Here is an 18,776-nt window from a genome sequence, read left to right as displayed (position 1 = left end):
AGGGACAGCGTATTTCTGTAGGAGCTGGCTTGCCAGCGATGCAGGCAACCCGGTTTCATTGACTTTCAGAACTGCCATGCCTGCCAACCATTTCAACACCCACTGCCCCGACTGGGCCGAAGCATTGCTCAACGGCTTCAGCCAGATCTTCCTCCAGCGCAATCCGCTGTGCGGCCTGCTGTGCCTCCTGGCCATTTTATTCACTGCGCCCGCCTTGCTCGGCGGCGCATTGCTCGGCGGTGTCGCCGGGCTGCTCACCGCGCAACGCCGCAACTATGCCAAGACTGATCGCCAGGCCGGGTTGTACAGCTACAACGGCGTCCTGCTCGGACTGTTGCTGAGCCTGTATTTCCCCTGGTCGGCGATGATGCCGCCACTGATTCTGGCCGCCGGTGGCCTGAGCGCGATGATCACTCAACAGTGGCTCAAACGTGCCCGCGTCAGCCAATGCCTGCCCGCCTACACCGCCCCCTTTGTGGGGCTGAGCTGGTTGCTGCTGTGCTTCGCCACGCCTTCGACAGAGGCGCATTTGATTGAAATCAACACGCTGAACATGCTCGCCGCACCACTCAAAGGCGTTGGCCAGGTGATGTTCCTCGGTCATCCGCTGGCCGGTGCGATGATTGCCGCCGGTTTGCTGATCGCTGATCGCCGCGCATTCTGCTGGGCGTTGTTGGCGTCTGTCGCGGGCATGGGCTGGAGCCTGCTGCACCACGACTTCTACAGCGCATTGCTCGGCCTTGGTGGCTATAACGCCGTACTCGCCGCCCTCGCCTTCAACTCTCAGCGTCGCCAACCGTGGCTGCCACTGGTTGGCATTGGCCTGGCGCTGCTGCTGACGCCGGTCTTTTCCGCCATCGGTCTGGCCACGCTGACCGCGCCGTTCATTCTTGCCTGCTGGCTGATCCGCAGCGCCGTGCAAATGCTTGGCAAAGCCACCGTCGAAAGCGCGCCTTGCGCTCCCGGGGAGAATCAACCTAGGCTGCCCTGATTTGCGGCCAAGGCGATGTGCATGAACAGCAACGACACGTGGCGTAATCGCCTGTACGTGATTATTTTCCAGACCGACACCGTTGCCGGGCGACGTTTCGACACCACCCTGTTGCTTATCATCCTCGCCAGCCTGGTGGTGGTGATTCTCGACAGCATCGATGACGTCCACCAGAACTACGCCAGCCTGCTGGCGTACATCGAGTGGGGCTTCACGATCATTTTCCTCGGCGAGTACATCCTGCGCCTGTACTGCTCGCCCAAACCGCTGCACTACGCGTTCAGTTTCTATGGGCTGGTGGATCTGCTGGCCATCGTGCCCGGCATCCTCGCGCTGTACTACAGCGATGCCCAGTACCTGCTGATCATTCGGATCATCCGGATGCTGCGGATCTTTCGCGTGCTCAAGCTCGGTCCCTACCTCAAACAAGCCCATTACCTGCTCGATGCCTTGCGCGGCAGCAAGCAGAAAATCCTCGTGTTCCTGCTCAGCGTCTGCACTCTGGTCATCGTGTTCGGCACGTTGATGTACGTGGTCGAAGGCCCGCAACATGGCTTCACCAGCATTCCCAAGGGCATCTACTGGGCGATCGTCACCCTGACCACCGTCGGTTATGGCGACATCGTGCCCAAGACTGCCCTTGGCCAGGTCATCTCGTCGATGGTGATGATCACCGGTTACTCGATCATTGCCGTGCCCACCGGGATCTTCACCGCCGAACTGGCCACCGCCATGCGCGGTGGTCAGTTACAGCACGATTGCCCGGTGTGCGCGAAAAACAGCCACGAACAGGAAGCGTCGTTCTGTTCCCGTTGTGGCAATGCGTTGTTCAAAAAACTGGAATAAGCAAAGAGCTTTTTAATCTTTAAAGGACTAAACGAGCCCGGCTATAGTCGCGTGCTTTGAAACCAACAAATAACCTGTAGGAGCTGCCGCAGGCTGCGATCTTTTGATCTTGCTTTTAGAAACAGAAGATCAAAAGATCGCAGCCTGCGGCAGCTCCTACATAGAACAGGGAATTCGCAGTGAAAAAACTCTTTGGCGCCTCTCTTCTGGCCGCTGGCCTGGCACTGACCAGCGTGGCTCATGCCGCACCGACCCTGCTCAACGTTTCCTACGACGTGATGCGCGATTTCTACAAGGACTACAACACTGCGTTCCAGAAACACTGGCAGGCCGAACACAACGAAAACATCACCCTGCAAATGTCCTTTGGTGGTTCCAGCAAACAGGCGCGCTCGGTCATCGACGGCCTGCCGGCTGACGTGATCACCATGAACATGGCCACCGACATCAACGCTTTGGCCGACAACGGCAAACTGGTCCCGGACAACTGGGTCACGCGCCTGCCGAACAACAGCGCGCCGTTCACTTCGGCCACCGTGTTCATCGTACGCAAGGGCAACCCGAAAGCCCTGAAAGACTGGCCGGACCTGCTCAAGGATGGCGTTCAGGTTATCGTCCCCAACCCGAAAACTTCCGGTAATGGTCGCTACACCTACCTCTCGGCCTGGGGTTACGTGCTGAAAAACGGCGGCGACGAAAACAAGGCCAAAGACTTCGTCGGCAAACTGTTCAAACAAGCGCCAGTACTCGACACCGGTGGCCGTGCCGCCACCACCACCTTCATGACCAACCAGATCGGCGACGTGCTGGTGACCTTCGAGAACGAAGCGGAAATGATCGCCCGCGAGTTCGGCCGCGACCAGTTCCAAGTCATCTACCCAAGCGTCTCCGCCGAAGCCGAGCCACCGGTGTCGGTGGTCGACAAAAACGTCGACAAGAAAGGCACCCGTGCGGCGGCCGAGGAATACCTGAAATACCTGTGGTCGCCGGAAGGTCAGGAGATTGCTGCGGCAAACTACCTGCGCCCGCGTGACCCGGCCGTACTGGCCAAATACACCGACCGTTTCCCGAAAGTGGACTTCCTGTCGGTCGAGAAGACCTTCGGTGACTGGCGCACCGTGCAGAAGACCCACTTCAATGATGGCGGCGTTTTCGACCAGATCTATGCGCAATAAACACCTGTAGGAGCGAGCTTGCTCGCGATGGACGTCAACGATAATGCGTTTTTTCTGAATAAACGCGTTGACCGTGACTCCATCGCGAGCAGGCTCGCTCCTACAGTGTTCCGTGTATGTTTCAGCTCAGGTTGCCGCAGAAAATAGCCTGATGGCCATCGGCCGGGCTTTCACGCACCACCAAGGCATAGCCGCCGGCTCGAAGGGTCTCGACGGCGACCGGTGCGCTTTTCCAGAAGCGCTGGTTAGACGCTTGCGAATAGAACCGTGCATTTGGACCGTCGTTCATGTCATAGGCTGGTTTCGAACCCAGGTTCCCACAGCTTCCCGGATAGATGTAGGCCGTCAACCGACCCGGCAACGTGCTGCCCATGCTCTCGCCGCTGACCTCAACCCAGAATGTTGTTGCGTTATCACTGGGCATCATGACCAACCGGGCAATATTCCCGGGATTAATGGATGTAGCATTCAGGGGAACACTGGTGACCTGACTGTCAGGCACTGTCGAGCACCCAGAGATCCAACCGACCGCTACCACTAACGCCAGCGAAGATACGATTTTCATCGTGATACTCCCGCTTGTAAGGACGCGTTGAAGTGATCCCCCCTGTAAATTCTAGCTGCCAGGGAAATACAGGCGTTTCTTCGGATGGTCGGTCGAGGCGCAGGACGTCGCTACATCGGCGGCGTCACGCCATCCTTGCCCGCCGAAATGGATTGGGCCGTGAGCGTGCCATCAGCGCTCTGCGTCACGAAAGTCACGATCTTCACGCCCACTTTCAACAGGCTGCGATCGGCCGGCATCAGGTTGACGATCGGCACGTCTTCGGGCACCAGAATCTTCTGTTGACCGCCCTTGTAGTTGACGGTCAGCACCCGGCCATTGCTCACTACCAGGTCGCCGACGCTGCCGTTGGTCATGCTGCTGCCCTTGACCAGATCAAACGGCCGATGACCGTCGCCACTGCCGGCCAGCTCCGGAGGGAAAACGTGGACCTCCAGGGCCTTGAGGGTGCCATCCTCCTGAGGAATAGCCGCAGAGCCGATGTAGCTGCCGGGTTTGATGTCGTCGATATTGGCCAGGGTCACGGCGCGGACCTTGGTGTCCTTGGTCAGATTGATCACCACGTTTTCGCCGCTGTTGGCATGGACTTTCAGAACGTCCGGACTGACGCCGGTGATCTCGCCGCGCACACCGATGCGCGTGCCCGGCGCATCCTCGGCCTGGGCCAGGCCAGCGTTGAATACGCTGATTAAGGTGACGACTGAAACCCAGCGAATCAGCTGACGAAACTTCACATTCATGGAGTGGCCCTCTGGTTGTGAGACGTGGCGAGAGAACATAAGCACGCTATCGAACAAGATGTAAGTGAATGTATCATTGACCTTCGATCTTTTGACGCAAGGCCATTCGGCGGACGACACACGCGTCCGTCAGTCATTCCGCAATGGAATGATAGCTATCACTCCAATCCCGCTTCCGCCGTTTCAGTCAGCCCATTAGCCTGCGCGCATTCCTTTCCGTACAGCGAGACCCGTTATGAACCCAGCGACCCAGGTGCCCCACGGCACCGCGACAATGACCCGAGGCATGGTGCTGCTGTTCGCCTTCTGCTGCGGCGCCATTGTCGCCAACATCTACTACGCCCAGCCGATCATCGGCCTGATCGCCCCGGACATTGGCCTGACCAACACCATGGCCAGCCTGATCGTTTCCCTGACCCAGATCGGCTATGCACTGGGGTTGTTTTTCCTCGTGCCGCTGGGGGATTTGCTGGAGAACCGCCGCTTGATGATCACCACCACCCTGGTGGCGATTATTAGCCTGCTGGGTGCGGCGTTCACCGATCAGCCGAACGTGTTTTTGCTGATTTCGCTGTTGGTGGGGTTCAGTTCGGTCTCGGTGCAGATCCTGATTCCATTGGCCGCGCACCTGGCGCCGGAAGAAACCCGTGGCCGTGTGGTGGGCGGGATCATGGGCGGTTTGTTGCTCGGCATTCTGCTGGCCCGGCCGGTGTCCAGTGTGGTGGCCGACCACTTCGGCTGGCGGGCGATGTTTGTGATTGCCGCGGTGTTGATGGCGGCCATCAGCATCGTGCTGGCAGTAACCATTCCCAAGCGTGAGCCTGATCACAACGCATCCTATGGGCAGTTGCTGGGCTCGCTGTGGACGCTGTTGCGCACACAACCGGTCCTGCGCCAGCGTGCGTTTTACCAGGGTTGCATGTTTGCCACCTTCAGCCTGTTCTGGACCGCCGTGCCGCTGGAACTGGCGCGCAATCACGGTTTGTCGCAAAGCGAGATCGCGATTTTCGCGCTGGTGGGGGCCATCGGCGCCATTGCCGCCCCCATCGCCGGACGCCTGGCCGATGCCGGTCACACCCGCATCGCGTCATTGCTGGCCCTGCTGTTCGCCAGCCTGAGTTTTCTGCCGGCGTTCATCCATCCGGCCTACAGCGTCATCGGCCTGGCCGTGACCGGCGTGGTACTCGATTTCTGCGTGCAGATGAACATGGTCCTCGGCCAACGTTCGGTCTACGCCCTCGACGGCAAAAGCCGCAGCCGCCTGAATGCGCTGTACATGACCAGCATTTTCATCGGCGGCGCATTCGGCTCTTCGGTAGCCAGCGCGGTGTACGAACACGGCGGCTGGTTGTGGATCGTGATGGTCGGCAGCGCGTTTCCGTTGCTGGCGTTGTTGCGGTTCTTGAGTGCTTCGCCGAAGGCTTCGCTGGCGACGGCATAAGGCCTCGAAAGCATCGCGAGCAGGTTTTCCATTGGCCCTGCCGGATCGAACTTGCTTGCGATGTGTTTGGCACCACTCATTGCCGAACCAGTTTCTCCATCGCCGCATCCGCCAGAAAGGAGGAGCGGCTTTTGACATTGTGTTCACGCACATAGCGGTCAATGCGCTGGATCACATAGCCGGGCAACGTGACATTGACCTTCTCGGTCTTGCCCATGTACGGCGAGATGTCCAGTTCCAGCATGCCCCAGCCCATATCGGCGAATTCCGGATTCCCGCGGTGCAATGCCGCCGAAGTCGGCATCGGAATCGTGTCGCCGTCTGCCGCCATCTCCTGCAGCATGATGTGGGCAATTTCGACAGCTGCGTTGTAAGCCTCTTCAAAGGTATCCCCGGCGGTCACCGCACCTGGAATATCGGGGATCTGGATACCGATGGCGGTGTTCTCATCGCCCCATTCGATACAGATTGGATATTGCATTATGGATCTCCTGCGTAACTGGCTGGCGGGCAGTACAACCCGGCTCGCCGCCTGATGCTCTTGACCGTCCCGATCGGTAAGTCCTTTTTTGGATGAGGGACGGGAATGGTGTACGGGTTGTAACGGTGCGTGAAGATGTGATGACTGCCAGTGACCCGGTCCAGGGTCCAGCCCGCTTCCACCAACTCCTTGATCAATAGCCTGCTTTGCACCACCAGCCTCCTTGCTTGGCAAAAACAAAAATAACCCTAGAGTTATCTTTACTCAAGCACAAAAACCCGAAGTGCGACGTTCGGTTGTTTTACAGAGTGTGATGAAAAGATGTTCCGCCCCGAACATTTGCCAATGCCTGCGCGTTACGCCGAGGTCAACCCCGATTACACTCAGCGCCCAGAGCCTGAAGCGATGCTGGATGCGATCCGCGGCTGACCCGTTGCCCTCACAAGGAGTTGCCATGACCCGACGTACCTTTCTCATCACCGACGCCAGCAAAGGTGACGCTCGGTTTCTGGCCAGCGTGCCGATGGGTCGCCTGGGGCAGCCACAGGAAATCGCCTCGGCAATTACATTTCTGTTGTCGGAGCAGAGCGGGTTCATCACCGGGCAGACACTGTTTGTCGATGGCGGTGCTTCGGTGGGTAAAGCCGCGTTCTGATTAACGCCCCCTAACAAATGTGGGAGCGGGCTTGCTCGCGAATGCGGACTGACATTCAACATCGATGTCGACGGAAACACCGCTTTCGCGAGCAAGCCCGCTCCCACATTGGGTTACCTGTAATTTCCAGATCTCGTAAGGACCTTCAATGGACCGCCTCGGCGCAATGGAAACCTTCATCTACGTGGTAGAAACCGGTTCGTTTTCCGCCGCGGCCCGGCGCCTGAACATCGGTCAGCCGGCCGTGTCGAAAACCATCGCGCAACTCGAATCGCGGTTGGCGGTGCGGCTATTGCTGCGCTCGACCCGGGGCCTGACACCCACCGAAGCCGGGCTGGCCTTTTTCGAACGGGCCAAGCGCGCCATCGAAGAAGCCGACGAGGCCGATAACGCTGCACGGGGCTCCGCCAGCGGGCTGAGTGGCAATCTGCGTATCTGTGCGGCGGTCACCTTCGGCCGGCTGCACATCGTTCCGCACCTGGGACCCTTCCTTGAGCAAAATCCGGAGTTGAACATCGACCTGATGCTCGATGATCGCAACGTCAATCTGGTGGAAGAAGGCGTCGATATCGCCCTGCGCATGGGCGAGCTGAGCGACTCGGGCCTGACCGCCCGCAAGATCGCCGAATGCCGGCGCATGGTGCTGGGCACGCCGGCGTACTTCGCAAAACACGGCGAGCCCGCCTGCCCCGCCGACCTGTGCAAGCATCAGGCAATCGTCTATACCCTCGGCGGCGGCACCAGTTGGCAGTTCGACAAGGCCGGCGAGGAGCAATCGGTGATCATCAACGGCCGGATCCGCGTCAACGCCGCCGAAGGCTTGCGTGAAGCCGTGCTGGCGCATCAAGGGCTGACCATGGCGTCGCAATGGATGTTCGCGCCGGAACTGGCCGACGGTTCAGTCCGCGAAGCAATGAAGGACTGGACATTGCCGAACCTGGATCTGTGGGCGGTGTTCCCCACCGGAAGAATGGCCAGCGCCAAGGCTCGGGCGTTTGTGGAGTATGTGCAGGGGTTGTTGACAAAAGCGGTCTGAAACCGTCGGTTTCGTTTATTGCGATTTTCGATTAATTCGAATAGCCTGCCAGCATCGATTATTCAGAATACTGGAAACCGCCATGTCGACCGTTATTCATCCAGCGATCAACTTACCCGCAGAACGCGAAGTACAGGCCGCTATCGAGAGCCAGCGCGCGCTGGCAGCCTATCTCGCTACTCAATTCGAAACCCAGCGCATCCAGATCTTTGATGAACAGAACGAAGCGCATAACGTAGAGTTGCCGACCTCGGCACTCAGGTTGCTGGTCGACATCCTGGCAGAGCTTGCGGCAGGGAATGCGGTCAAGGTGGTCCCGGTACACGCTGAACTGACCACGCAGGAAGCGGCAGACTTGCTCAATGTCTCACGCCCGCACCTGATCAAACTGCTGGAATCCGGCGAGTTGTCCTACCACAAAACCGGCAAGCACCGACGTGTGCGCTTTGCCGATTTGATGGACTATAAAAACCGACGCGACACCACCAGCGAGCAGGCAATGATGCTTCTCGCCGAGCAGGCACAGGCGTTAAGGACAGGATACGAGTGAGGCATTCTTCATTTACTGCTGTATATGACGCTTGTGTTCTTTACCCCGCGCCCTTGAGAGACTTTCTGATGTGGCTCGCACTCTCCGGGCTTTTCCGGGCGAAATGGTCAGTGGCAATACACGATGAATGGAAACGCAATCTGCTGAAAAACCGCCCGGATCTCAACGCCGCGCAATTGAATCGCACCGGCGAGCTGATGGACCTGGCGATTCCCGACGCCTGCGTGTCGGGGTACGAAGCGTTGATACAAGGACTGACGCTGCCCGATGCGGATGACCGACATGTCCTGGCGGCGGCCATTCGTTGCAACGCCAGCGTCATTGTCACCTTCAACCAGAAAGACTTCCCTCGCACCGCGCTGCAACCTTATGGCCTCGAGGCCCAGCACCCCGACGAGTTCGTCGATAACCTGTTCGACCTGGATCCGGCAGCAGTGGTCGCCGCGGCGCAACGACAGCGCAAGCAACTAAAGGCACCACCGATGAACACTGACACTTATCTCGATCTCTTGTTACGCCAAGGCCTGGTTCAGTCGGTCAAGGCCTTGAACAGCTTCCGGGCAATGCTTTGAAAATCACCACGCCCGATCGCTACAACACACCCCCATCAAACCCGACCCTGATATTCGCCGGTAACTCACCACGATGCTCTATCAACCACGCATCAAGGGTGTGCCCGACATGGGTCAACACCGCCGATTTCGGCTGCAACTGGTCAATGCTCTGCAAGGCCAGGTTCAGGTCGTTGTGATTGCGCGGAGCCTGGGGTTGCGGCGGCAGGGAGCAATCCAGCACCAGCAAGTCCAGTGGTTCACGGCGCAGCCAGCTCAAAGTGTCTGGCGGCAGGCCTACGGTGTCGGTCAGGTAGGCGATTCGCCGCCCTTCTCCTTCCAGCAAGTAACCGAGGGTCGGTTTCGAGTGTTGCAGTGGCAACGCGGTGACACCGAGTGCACCGAACTGCCGGGTTTCGAATCCGTCGAACGGTTGGCTGAAATCGAGAATGCCGGGGTGTTTGTAGAGGTCCGCCAGGCCTTCCGGGTCTACGGGACCGTGGACCGGAATCACCAGGCCCTGACCCCAGCGCAAATGCAACAGGCCCTGGGCATGATCGGCGTGGTAGTGGGTCTGGAAAATGCCGTTGAAACTGCGTGGCGGGAAACGTTCGCACAGGTCAGGCAAACCGCTGTCGATCAACCAGCGCTGATCACCGCACTCGATCAGCGCGCTGCACGGTCGACGCCGCAAGCGCTCATCGGTGCGCGCGGCAACGCAAGCCACACATTCGCAGCCATAAACCGGCACTTGCCGCGCATCACCGGTGCCCAGCAACGTCAGGCGCATGGGGCTTGCTCGTCAATGCAGGCCAGCAGGCGTTCGACCGTAAACTCCAGTGGCCCGGAGTTGTCGAGCAGGTGCACGGCCGGGTCGTCGGCCAGCAGTTGCTCGTTGAATCGGGCATTGCGCGCCAAGCGTTGATCGATCTCGATCAACGATTCTCGACCGCGCTCCAGCAGTCGTTGGCGCAATACCGCTTGATCCACGGTCAGCAACAGCACCAATGCCGTCGGATAACGCAGGCGCGTGTTCTGCAAATGCCCCCGCGAACCGTTGACCAGCACGTCCTGCCCGGCGGCCAGCCAGTCGTCGATTTCCCGCGGGATGCCATAGGACAACCCATTGGCGTGCCAGCTCAAGGCGAATGCCCCTTGAGCTTCCATATCGGCAAATTGTTGCGCACTGACGCCCAGCGCCGCTTCGCCCACGGCTTCGGCCGAGCGGGTAATGACCCGCCGCACGATACGGCAGCCGCGTTCGGCCAACCGCGTTCGCGCAGCATCCAGCAGGCTGTCCTTGCCCGAACCTGAAGGCCCGATGAGATAGATCAACCTGCCTGACATCAAAACACCCTCTTCGCTTGCCGCCATACTTGCTGGACCACCGGCAGACCGTCCTGACTGCGCGCTTGCAGCAGATCAGCCCGCAGGCCCGGTGCAATCTCGCCACGATCGTGCAGCCCGGCAGCCCGGGCCGGATTCAGGCTGACCATGCGCACCGCTTCGGCCAGACCGATCCGCTCACTCTGCGCCGCCAGCGCGAACGCCGATTGCAGCAGGCTCGCCGGGTAGTAGTCGCTGGACAGAATATCCAGCAAACCTTCGGCGGCCAGATCTGCGGCAGCCACGTTACCCGAGTGCGACCCGCCACGCACGATGTTCGGTGCGCCCATCAACACATTCATGCCGTGCTCCCGACAACCGCGCGCGGCCTCGGCGGTGGTCGGGAACTCGGCGATGGTCATGCCGTAGCGCGCCGACTCCTCGACGTGGGCCAGGGTCGCGTCGTCATGGCTGGCCACTGACAGGCCAAGGGCCAGGCAGTGCTCGACGATCGCCGCGCGGTAGCGGTCGCTGTACGTGCGCGAGTTGGCCATTTGCAGCGTGATGAATTCATCCATCTGCGTGGTGGTCAGGTGGTACTTGCCCATGTAGTACTCACGGTACTTGGATTCCAGCACGAACTGGCGCTGGCCCGGCGAATGGTCCATGACCGACACCAGCTGCACCAGCGGGTTCTCCACCAGATCGCGGAACACGCTCAGGGTGTCCGGGTGGCACAGTTCGCAACGCAAGTGCAGGTGGTGTTCGGCGCGGGTCAACCCGGCGTCCGAGGCTTTGGAGATGGCATCGAGCATCGCCGGCAGTTTCTGCATGCGATTGCCCTTGGGATTCACGTCGCCGATGGACACTGCGTCGAACACCGTGGTGATGCCGGCCGCGATGATTTGCGCATCGTGGCTGAGCACCGCCGGCACCGACGGCCAGTCCACGCCGGGACGCGGGGTCATGTGGCGTTCCAGGTTGTCGGTGTGCAACTCCACAAGCCCCGGCAACAGGTAGTCGCCATTGAGGTCCAGGGCCTGGGGCAAGCGGCTCGGGCCTTCGGCGACCTCGGCGATCAAGCCGTCGCGCATCACCACGGTGCCGTAGAACACCCGGTCAGCGGTGACCAGTTGGGCATTGCTGAGGATCTGTTCAACGGACATCGGCGTATTCCTTTTCAGTCACAGCGGCTGGAGTCATGTCGAGATGGCGGTTGGCAACCGCTTCGCGGGCGATGCGGTCGTGAAAGATGCCGATCAGCGCGGCACCGGCGTTCCTGGCTTCGTTTATCAGCTCCAGCACCACCTGACGGTTGCTGTCGTCGAGAGAGGCCGTGGGCTCATCGAGCAACATCACCGGCCACGCCACCATGAAGCCGCGGGCGATGTTGACTCGCTGCTGTTCGCCACCGGAGAAGGTGCCGGGCGCCAGTTGCCAGAGGCGTTGCGGAATGTTCAGGCGACTGAGCAACGATTCGGCGCGCGCTTGTGCCTGCTCTTTCGCCCAGCCACGGGCCAGGGCCGGCTCCATCACCACGTCCAGGCACGCCACACGCGGAATCACTCGCAGGAACTGACTGACATAACCCAGGGTGCGCTGGCGTACTTGCAGGATGTCCCGGGGCTCGGCGCCGACCAGCTCCCGCCATTGGCCGTCGTGCTGCACGCGGATGCTGCCGCCCGCCGGCAGGTAGTTGCCATACAAAGTGCGCAGCAAGGTGCTTTTACCGGCGCCGGACTGGCCGTGCAGGACCAGGCATTCACCGGCCGCCACACTGAAATCCACTCCGCGCAACACGTTGAGGACCACGCCGTTCTGCTGATGCAACGTGAAGGTTTTCGAGAGGTCACGGACCTCGATCAAGGTATTCATCGCAGGGTTTTCCACTATTGAACGGGTCTTCACGGCTGCAACACCGAAGACACCAGCAGTTGCGAGTAAGGGTGCTGCGGATCATCGAGGATCTGATCGGTCAGCCCGGTTTCCACCACCCGCGAACGGCGCATCACCATCAAGCGGTCGGCCAGCAATCGCGCTACCGCCAGGTCGTGGGTGACGATTACCACCGCCAGGTCCAGTTCCCGCACCAGTCCGCGCAGCAGATCGAGCAAGCGCGCTTGCACCGAAACGTCGAGGCCACCGGTCGGCTCGTCCATGAACACCAGGCGCGGACTCGACACCAGATTGCGGGCGATTTGCAGGCGCTGTTGCATGCCGCCGGAGAAGGTCCGGGGCAAGTCGTCGATGCGCTGCGGATCGATTTCCACCTGGCTCAGCCAGTCGAGACCGGCCCCGCGCAGTTGCTGGTAGTTGCGCACGCCCTGGGCCATCAAGCGCTCGCCGATGTTGGCCCCGGCGGACACGCCCATGCGCAAACCGTCCCGCGGGTTCTGCTCGACGAAACCCCATTCGGTGCGCAGCAAGGTGCGGCGCTCGGCTTCGCTGGCACTGTAGAGGTCCAGCCACTGACCCTGTTGGTCGCGGTAACCAATGTTGCCGCGCTGAGGCGGCAGGCGCCCGCTGAGCAGCGAGAGCAACGTGGACTTGCCCGAGCCGGACTCACCGACAATCCCCAGCACTTCACCGGGATACAAGTCGAAGCTGACGTCCTGGCACCCCTTCTCCGGGCCGTACAACAGTGACAGGTCGCGCACTCGCAGCAAGGGCTCGGTGGACACGGGCAGTTGGTTTTTCAGCGCCTGGTTCATTGGCCCTGCTCCTGCTGGCTGACGCGCTGGGCGCAGTAATAGGTGTCGGAACAGACGAAGCTCTGGGTGCCGGCGTCGTCGAGGATCAACTCGTCGAGGAACGATTCGCGACTGCCGCAAATGGCGCAGCACTCTTCCCACTGTTGCGCTTCGAAAGGGTGATCCTCGAAATCCAGACTGGTCACGCGGGTGTACGGCGGCACCGCGTACAGACGCTTCTCGCGGCCGGCACCGAACAGCATCAGCGCCGGGCTCATGTCGAGTTTCGGGTTGTCGAATTTCGGGATCGGCGACGGGTCCATCACATAGCGCTCGTCGACCATCACCGGGTAGGCGTAGGCCGTGGCGATGTGGCCAAAGGTGGCGATGTCTTCGTAGAGCTTGACGTGCATGACCCCGTAATCGTTTAGGGCGTGCATGGTCCGGGTCTCGGTTTCCGACGGTTCGATAAAGCGCAGCGGCTCGGGGATCGGCACCTGATAGACCATGATCTGGTCGGCATGCAGCGGGGTTTCCGGGATGCGGTGACGGGTCTGGATCACCGTCGCGTCTGGCGTACTTTCGGTGGTCGTGACGCCTGCGGTGCGGGCGAAAAAGCGGCGGATCGACACCGCGTTGGTGGTGTCGTCCGCGCCCTGGTCGATGACTTTGAGCACGTCATCTGCACCGAGAATCGCGGCGGTCAATTGCATGCCGCCGGTGCCCCAGCCATAAGGCAACGGCATTTCGCGACCACCGAACGGCACCTGATAACCGGGGATCGCCACCGCCTTGAGCAAGGCACGGCGGATCATGCGTTTGGTCTGCTCATCGAGGTAGGCGAAGTTGTACGCCGTGTCGCGGGCCGGCGCCGGGCTCAGGTCATTCATGGTTTTTGCCCTCGGCAGGTTTGCGCAGTTTGCGGATCAGTTCCAGTTCGGCCTGGAAGTCCACGTAGTGAGGTAACTTCAGGTGCGAGACGAAGCCTGCGGCCTCGACGTTGTCGCAGTGCATCAGCACGAATTCTTCCTGCTGCGCCGGGGACACGATCTCTTCGTTGTATTCGTCGGCGCGCAAGGCGCGGTCGACCAGCGCCATGCCCATGGCCTTGCGCTCGGCGTGCCCGAAGGCCAGACCGTAGCCGCGGGTGAACTGCGCAAGCTCCGTGGCCGAACCGACAAACTGGTTGACCATCTCGCACTCGGTGACTTCGATGCTGCCCAGGTTGATTGGGAAACCCAGCTCTTCAGGGTCGATCCAGACCTCGACTTCGCCGATGCGGATTTCCCCGGCGAACGGGTGGTTGCGGCCATAACCACGCTGGGTCGAATAACCCAGCGCCAACAGGAAACCTTCGTCACCACGGGCCAACGCTTGCAGGCGCTGAGCGCGGCTGGCCGGCAATTCCAGCGGATCGCGGGTGATGTCCGCCACGCTATCGCCGTTGTCGGATTCGGTCTTGATCAAGCCTTCCTGCGCCAGCAACCCGAGGACACGCGGACACGGTTCAAGGCTGGCATTCGGCGTGGCTTGCGGCCCCGGGTATTCGCCTTCGGCCAGCAGCGCAAAGTCCAGCAGGCGATGGGTGTAATCGAAGGTCGGCCCCAGCAGTTGCCCGCCCGGCACATCCTTGAAGGTGGCGGACAGACGCCGGCTGAGCTGCATGTTCGCGGTATCGATCGGCAGGCTCGGGCTGAAGCGCGGCAACGTGGTGCGGTAGGCGCGCAGCAGGAAGATTGCCTCGACCAGATCCCCCGCCGCCTGCTTGATGGCCAGCGCGGCCAGTTCTTCGTCGTACAGCGAGCCTTCGCTCATCACCCGCGCGACTGCCAATGGCAATTGCTGACGGATCTGCTCGACGCTCAATTCCTTGACCGAAGTATCGCCCCGGCGCTTTTTCGCCAGCAGGTGGTGGGCATTGTCGATGGCCTGTTCGCCACCCTTGACGGCTACGTACATCAGGCGCGCTCCTCTGTGATGCGGGTGCTGCGCGGCAAACCGATCAGGTCATGGCCGGCGGTGAAAAACAGGTCCAGTCCACGAGGGAATTCGTTGCGGCGTTCACGTTCGCGCCAGAAGCCATCGGCCACCGGCAGCGCGACAGCGTGTTCGGTTTCGATTCCCGGCCCGCGCCACATCAGCCCTGCCCCGCCGTCGAGTCCTGGCAGTTGAACCAGCAAGGTGCAGGACTGATCGGGGTAACGGTCGTTGCCATGTTCGAAGCCACTGAGATCGAGCAGATCCTCGGCGGCAAGCAAGGCAAACCGTGCGTCTTCACGCTGGGCGGTCAGCGGGCAGCCACAGTGGAATGACAGGTTGGCGCGGATCAGCGGTGTGTCGAAGGCCGGTGCCAGCCACAGCGGCGTGTCGACATCCAGCAAGGCCAGGCACAGTGCATAGGTCGCAGGCGCCAACCCTTCGAGGCTCGGGGTGGCGTGCAGACTCTGGATCAGACCGGGGCCGGCCAGCGCCTTGAGCGCCGCACGAAATCCGCGTTGGGCATCCAGCACCGGGTCAGCGAACGCCGGTTGCAACAGCTGCGCACTCATCAGTTTTCTCCTCGCACGAGGGTGAAGAATTCGACTTTGGTAGCGGCGGTTTCCGCCTCTTTTTGCGCCCGGCGTTCGGCCTGAGCGGTTGCCAGCGGCGTGATCATTTCCACCAGCCAATGGCGCTGTTGCGCGCCCTGCAAATGCGCATCGGCCAGAGCTGCGAGCTCGGCGTGGACCTTGTCGCGTCCCGCCAGGTAGCTGTAACCGGTACGGCCATCGGCCAGGCGCACCACGCAACGGGTCACGCTCATTTCGCCGACGTTGAACGGCGCGCCGTTGCCGCCCATGCGGCCACGGACCAGGGTCATGCCGATTTCCGGGGCGCGAATCAGTTGGTATTCGACGTCGCGCAAAGCGGCTTCGAAGGGCTGCAATTCACTGCGACGGGTGCAGGCCAGCACACCGATCCAGTGCTGGCGCTCGGTGTGAGGAACAGGGTTTTGCATTGAGTTCTCCATCAGGTGACGACCTGGTACTGGAAGCGATCCGAACGGCTGGTGGACTGGGCCAGCTCCACGGCACGGCCGTCGCGATCGCGGGAAAGGGTGAACACACTCAGGGCCGGCAGATGCCGGGGCATCAGCAGCAGCGCGGCTTCTTCGCGGTTGGGCAAGCGGGCACCGATCAGGCTTTGGGTGCGGGTCAGCGGCAGGTCCCGCTCGCGCAAGTACTGGCGCAGCGAGCCACCGGTGTAGTCGGCGAGCAGCGGTGCGTGGCTGGCGCAGTAGCGATGGCGAATCAGGCTGACCGGTTGGCTGTCGAGCTTGCGCAAGGTCTGCAATTCGATCATCGGTGCCATCTCGGCAATGCCCAGATGCTGCGCCTCTTCACGGCTGGCGAAGCAGTAACGGCGCTTGAGCAACACCGCTTCGACGCCATGCCCCTGGGCCGACAGCGACTGGCTGTAGGCGCTGTCGGCGGTCATCGAATAAATCAGCGGCCGCTCCAGCACCTGGGTGCCCTTGCCCTGGCGGCGCAACAGGCTGCCTTCGAACACCAGCTCATCGATGGCGCGGCGCAAGGTATGACGGTTGACCCCGAAGCGCTCGGCCAGCATCACCTCGCCCGGCAGGAAATCTCCGGCGCGGTAATCCGCCAACTCCCGGCGCAGAATGTCGGCCAATTCGCGATACACCGGCTCATCTTGTCTAGACAACTGCATGCTTAAAAAAAAGCGCCCAAGGGCACCCCTCCGAAAAATCAGATGAACTGCTTGCGCAGGCGTTGCGAGAGGATGTCGATCAGACTGACGACGACGATGATCACCAGCAAAACGGCGCAAGTCTGAACAAACTGGAAGGCGCGGATGTTCTCCCAGAGAATCACCCCGATCCCGCCGGCACCGACCATCCCCACCACCGTCGCCGAGCGCACGTTGGCCTCGAAGCGATACAGCGCATACGAAACCCACAGCGGCATCACTTGCGGAATCACCCCATAGATCACTTCTTGCAAGGCGCTGGCACCCGTGGCGCGAACGCCTTCGACCGGCCCCGGATCAATCGCTTCCACCGCTTCGGCGAACAGCTTGGCGAGTACCCCGGTGGTGCTGATCCACAGCGCCAGTACACCGGCAAACGGACCCAGGCCGACGGCCACCACGAACAACATCGCGAAGACCATTTCGTTGATGGAGCGGAAGGCGTCCATCACCCGGCGCAGCGGCTGGTGAATCCACCACGGCGTGATGTTTTCCGAGCAGAGAATGCCCAGCGGCACCGAGCAGACAATCGCCAGCACCGTGCCCCACAGGGCGATTTGTACGGTAACGATCATTTCCTTGAGGTAGGCGCGCCATTCATGGAAGTCCGGCGGGAAGAAATCCGCGGCGAACGTCGCCATGTTTCCCGAGTCGCGATACAGCGCCATCGGATTCATCTCGGCGCCGTGCCAGGCCCAGGCCAGCAGGACCAGGAACAGGCCCCAACCGGCGTACTGCGGCCAGGTGCGCTTGCCGACAGCTTCAGCGTGCAGAGTGGTCATGAGGGATCTCTTGAAAATCTCAAATAAGGCGTGATACGCGAGTGCAGACGCAAAACCTGTGGGAGCGGGCTTGCTCGCGAAAGCGGTGCCTCAGTCGACATCAACGGTGAATGTCAGTCCGCATTCGCGAGCAAGCCCGCTCCCACATGAATCAACTCGCGTTGGCCGTGCTCTTCTCGAGCAAGGTGATGCGCTCTTGCAGCTTGGCCAGCTCGGCATCGATCTCGGCCAGGCGCTTGGCCTTGTCCGCCGCTTCAAGCTTGGTATCGGCGTTGATGGTGGTGCGCTGCTTGAACAGTTCGAGCTGACGAATCGGCAGCAACTGGTCGTCGCTGGATTTCAGGAACTTGCCCAGTTGCATGCCCTTGAGCACGGCTTTCTCGGAGTCGGTGTCGCCATAGCTGAAGATGAAATCGCGGATCTTGGTCTTCTCGCTGTCGCTCAGGTTCTTGCTCCACACCAGCGGGTCGGCGGGGATCAGCGGCGACTTCCAGATCACCTTGAGCAGTGCCGCCTTGTCCGGCTGGGTGACTTCCAGGCGATCCCAGCTTTCGGTGTTGAAAGTCGCTACATCCAGTTGCCCCTTGGCCACGCTCAGGGCGTTGACCTCATGGCTGGAGTTGAGAGTGCGCTTGAACGCAGTGGCGGCATCGACGTTGTTCTTGGCGAACACGTAGTAGCCCGGCACCAGATAGCCCGAGGTGGAGTTCGGGTCGCCATTGCCGAAGGTCAGGTTCCTGGCGTTCTTCAACATGTCGTCGACGGAGTTGATCGGGCTGTCCTTGCGCACGATCAACACGCTCCAGTAGCCGGCGGCGCCACTGGCGGCAGCGGTTTGGGCGAAGATCTCGCCGTTGGAGCGGTCCACCGCTTCGATGGCGGCCTTGTTGCCCAGCCAGGCGACGTCGACCTTGTTGAAACGCATGCCCTGGATCAGGCCGGCATAGTCAGAGGCAAACGTGGCGTTGATCTTCAGGCCGGTCTTCTTCTGCATGTCATCCAGAAACGGTTGCCAGATGCTCTTGAGGTTTTGTGAAGACTCAGTGGACATGATGCCGAAGTTGATGGCCTTTTCTTCCGCCTGGGCAGTGCCCATCACACAGCTGGCGAGCAATGCGGCGCCAGCAAAAACGCGACCGATACGGTTCAACATGGAAAGGTTTCCTGAGGGTGAACGGTTGGGGAATTCGAGGT

At 60.9% G+C, this 18,776-nt stretch carries 24 protein-coding genes; 8 read left to right on the top strand and 16 right to left on the bottom strand.

All coding sequences use genetic code 11. The features are described from left to right. Positions 1-76: 76 nt before the first annotated feature. From AC07XF_RS09225 to AC07XF_RS09215, 3 genes are all read left to right on the top strand, one after another. Complete coding sequence (locus AC07XF_RS09225) at positions 77-991, top strand: urea transporter (protein ID WP_495026247.1); 915 nt, start codon at positions 77-79, stop codon at positions 989-991. Between the two features lie 21 nt (positions 992-1,012). Continuing rightward, a complete protein-coding gene (locus AC07XF_RS09220; protein ID WP_495026246.1) occupies positions 1,013-1,837 on the top strand; it encodes an ion transporter in 825 nt (274 codons plus the stop codon). Between the two features lie 179 nt (positions 1,838-2,016). After that, entirely contained in the window at positions 2,017-3,012 is a 996-nt protein-coding gene (locus tag AC07XF_RS09215) for a sulfate ABC transporter substrate-binding protein (protein WP_495026245.1), read from the top strand. Positions 3,013-3,133: 121 nt separating this feature from the next. On the opposite strand, the gene AC07XF_RS09210 is transcribed toward AC07XF_RS09215, so the two are convergent. Both AC07XF_RS09210 and AC07XF_RS09205 read right to left on the bottom strand, forming a co-directional pair. After that, complete coding sequence (locus AC07XF_RS09210; protein WP_495026244.1) at positions 3,134-3,577, bottom strand: hypothetical protein; 444 nt, start codon at positions 3,575-3,577, stop codon at positions 3,134-3,136. Between the two features lie 110 nt (positions 3,578-3,687). After that, positions 3,688-4,317: a hypothetical protein gene (locus AC07XF_RS09205; RefSeq protein ID WP_495026243.1), complete on the bottom strand. Its 630-nt coding sequence runs from the start codon at positions 4,315-4,317 to the stop codon at positions 3,688-3,690. 235 nt (positions 4,318-4,552) lie between these two features. Between AC07XF_RS09205 and AC07XF_RS09200 the strand changes: the two genes are divergently transcribed. Beyond that, complete coding sequence (locus AC07XF_RS09200; RefSeq protein WP_495026242.1) at positions 4,553-5,758, top strand: MFS transporter; 1,206 nt, start codon at positions 4,553-4,555, stop codon at positions 5,756-5,758. 76 nt (positions 5,759-5,834) lie between these two features. Here AC07XF_RS09200 and AC07XF_RS09195 read toward each other — a convergent pair whose 3' ends face one another. Together AC07XF_RS09195 and AC07XF_RS09190 are read right to left on the bottom strand one after the other, a co-directional pair. After that, complete coding sequence (locus tag AC07XF_RS09195; protein ID WP_007983297.1) at positions 5,835-6,239, bottom strand: type II toxin-antitoxin system HicB family antitoxin; 405 nt, start codon at positions 6,237-6,239, stop codon at positions 5,835-5,837. Beyond that, positions 6,239-6,451: a type II toxin-antitoxin system HicA family toxin gene (locus tag AC07XF_RS09190; RefSeq protein ID WP_495026241.1), complete on the bottom strand. Its 213-nt coding sequence runs from the start codon at positions 6,449-6,451 to the stop codon at positions 6,239-6,241. The genes AC07XF_RS09195 and AC07XF_RS09190 overlap by 1 nt, the downstream gene beginning before the upstream one ends. A 101-nt stretch (positions 6,452-6,552) precedes the next feature. Here AC07XF_RS09190 and AC07XF_RS09185 point away from each other — a divergent pair, with 101 nt between their 5' ends. The 4 genes from AC07XF_RS09185 to AC07XF_RS09170 all read left to right on the top strand — a co-directional run bounded on the left by AC07XF_RS09185 (position 6,553) and on the right by AC07XF_RS09170 (position 9,052). Then, positions 6,553-6,894, top strand: a complete 342-nt coding sequence (locus AC07XF_RS09185; protein WP_495026240.1) for an SDR family oxidoreductase — start codon at positions 6,553-6,555, stop codon at positions 6,892-6,894. Positions 6,895-7,042: 148 nt separating this feature from the next. Then, the gene (locus AC07XF_RS09180) at positions 7,043-7,930 is read left to right on the top strand and encodes a LysR family transcriptional regulator (RefSeq protein WP_495026239.1); all 888 of its coding nucleotides are present in this window, start codon (positions 7,043-7,045) and stop codon (positions 7,928-7,930) included. A gap of 82 nt (positions 7,931-8,012) precedes the next feature. After that, positions 8,013-8,480, top strand: coding sequence for a helix-turn-helix domain-containing protein (locus AC07XF_RS09175; RefSeq protein WP_495026238.1), 468 nt, complete (start codon positions 8,013-8,015; stop codon positions 8,478-8,480). Continuing rightward, entirely contained in the window at positions 8,477-9,052 is a 576-nt protein-coding gene (locus tag AC07XF_RS09170; protein ID WP_495026237.1) for a VapC50 family PIN domain-containing toxin, read from the top strand. The genes AC07XF_RS09175 and AC07XF_RS09170 overlap by 4 nt, the downstream gene beginning before the upstream one ends. A 19-nt stretch (positions 9,053-9,071) precedes the next feature. On the opposite strand, the gene phnP is transcribed toward AC07XF_RS09170, so the two are convergent. The 12 genes from phnP to phnD all read right to left on the bottom strand — a co-directional run bounded on the left by phnP (position 9,072) and on the right by phnD (position 18,735). Then, positions 9,072-9,821, bottom strand: coding sequence for a phosphonate metabolism protein PhnP (gene phnP, locus AC07XF_RS09165; RefSeq protein WP_495026236.1), 750 nt, complete (start codon positions 9,819-9,821; stop codon positions 9,072-9,074). Continuing rightward, entirely contained in the window at positions 9,812-10,378 is a 567-nt protein-coding gene (gene phnN, locus AC07XF_RS09160) for a phosphonate metabolism protein/1,5-bisphosphokinase (PRPP-forming) PhnN (protein WP_495026235.1), read from the bottom strand. Before phnN ends, phnP begins: the two co-directional genes overlap by 10 nt. Next, the gene (locus tag AC07XF_RS09155) at positions 10,378-11,523 is read right to left on the bottom strand and encodes an alpha-D-ribose 1-methylphosphonate 5-triphosphate diphosphatase (RefSeq protein ID WP_495026234.1); all 1,146 of its coding nucleotides are present in this window, start codon (positions 11,521-11,523) and stop codon (positions 10,378-10,380) included. The genes phnN and AC07XF_RS09155 overlap by 1 nt, the downstream gene beginning before the upstream one ends. After that, entirely contained in the window at positions 11,513-12,232 is a 720-nt protein-coding gene (gene phnL / locus AC07XF_RS09150) for a phosphonate C-P lyase system protein PhnL (protein WP_495026233.1), read from the bottom strand. The genes AC07XF_RS09155 and phnL overlap by 11 nt, the downstream gene beginning before the upstream one ends. A 29-nt stretch (positions 12,233-12,261) precedes the next feature. Then, positions 12,262-13,068, bottom strand: a complete 807-nt coding sequence (phnK, locus tag AC07XF_RS09145) for a phosphonate C-P lyase system protein PhnK (protein WP_495026232.1) — start codon at positions 13,066-13,068, stop codon at positions 12,262-12,264. Then, a complete protein-coding gene (locus tag AC07XF_RS09140) occupies positions 13,065-13,937 on the bottom strand; it encodes an alpha-D-ribose 1-methylphosphonate 5-phosphate C-P-lyase PhnJ (protein ID WP_495026231.1) in 873 nt (290 codons plus the stop codon). The genes phnK and AC07XF_RS09140 overlap by 4 nt, the downstream gene beginning before the upstream one ends. Continuing rightward, positions 13,930-15,006, bottom strand: a complete 1,077-nt coding sequence (locus tag AC07XF_RS09135) for a carbon-phosphorus lyase complex subunit (protein WP_495026230.1) — start codon at positions 15,004-15,006, stop codon at positions 13,930-13,932. Before AC07XF_RS09135 ends, AC07XF_RS09140 begins: the two co-directional genes overlap by 8 nt. Continuing rightward, positions 15,006-15,596 (bottom strand): phosphonate C-P lyase system protein PhnH, encoded by a 591-nt coding sequence (gene phnH, locus AC07XF_RS09130; protein ID WP_495026229.1) that lies wholly within the window; start codon positions 15,594-15,596, stop codon positions 15,006-15,008. Before phnH ends, AC07XF_RS09135 begins: the two co-directional genes overlap by 1 nt. Then, the gene (gene phnG / locus AC07XF_RS09125; protein ID WP_495026228.1) at positions 15,596-16,045 is read right to left on the bottom strand and encodes a phosphonate C-P lyase system protein PhnG; all 450 of its coding nucleotides are present in this window, start codon (positions 16,043-16,045) and stop codon (positions 15,596-15,598) included. The genes phnH and phnG overlap by 1 nt, the downstream gene beginning before the upstream one ends. Positions 16,046-16,056: 11 nt before the next feature. Further along, positions 16,057-16,761: a phosphonate metabolism transcriptional regulator PhnF gene (phnF, locus tag AC07XF_RS09120; RefSeq protein ID WP_495026227.1), complete on the bottom strand. Its 705-nt coding sequence runs from the start codon at positions 16,759-16,761 to the stop codon at positions 16,057-16,059. A gap of 38 nt (positions 16,762-16,799) precedes the next feature. After that, a complete protein-coding gene (phnE, locus tag AC07XF_RS09115; protein WP_034146313.1) occupies positions 16,800-17,582 on the bottom strand; it encodes a phosphonate ABC transporter, permease protein PhnE in 783 nt (260 codons plus the stop codon). Positions 17,583-17,733: 151 nt separating this feature from the next. Beyond that, positions 17,734-18,735 (bottom strand): phosphonate ABC transporter substrate-binding protein, encoded by a 1,002-nt coding sequence (phnD, locus tag AC07XF_RS09110; RefSeq protein ID WP_495026226.1) that lies wholly within the window; start codon positions 18,733-18,735, stop codon positions 17,734-17,736. Positions 18,736-18,776 lie beyond the last annotated feature (41 nt).

This window comes from Pseudomonas sp. GW821-FHT01C01 (assembly GCF_059422645.1).
The sequence above is the reverse complement of the archived record's forward strand: the minus strand, read 5'-3'. Positions and strand labels throughout refer to the sequence as shown.